General features: G+C 58.6%; 1 protein-coding gene. It reads right to left on the bottom strand.

Translation table 11 applies throughout. From position 1 onward, the window contains the following. Positions 1–208: hypothetical protein (locus ACEN88_RS35870; RefSeq protein WP_413347149.1), on the bottom strand; the 208-nt coding region annotated here is incomplete at its 3' end. Positions 209–251: the final 43 nt, after the last annotated feature.

Below are 251 nucleotides of genomic sequence, written 5' to 3'. Positions count from 1 at the left end.
CAACTGCCTGCAACAAGTGGTCAGTCCGCTTGAGCTCCAGTTTCTGCATCACCGTCAACTTCGACCTTTTGAAGCAGTTATCCAGGTCTTTCGGTCGGATGCTGAGGGACCAAATTGCCTGACCGCCCGTGACTTCGGGCGCAGGTTTAGGTGTGCTGGCTTGGTAGGTGGGTGTCGGGACTGCCAGGGTCGAGTGGGTGGGCAGCATCGAGAGCGGGTTGCGGATAGCCCGATCAATGCCTTGTCCGCTC

Source organism: Massilia sp. CT11-108, from assembly GCF_047302915.1.
Lineage (GTDB): Bacteria > Pseudomonadota > Gammaproteobacteria > Burkholderiales > Burkholderiaceae_D > Telluria > Telluria orientalis.
This window is presented reverse-complemented; position numbering and strand designations above follow the sequence as displayed.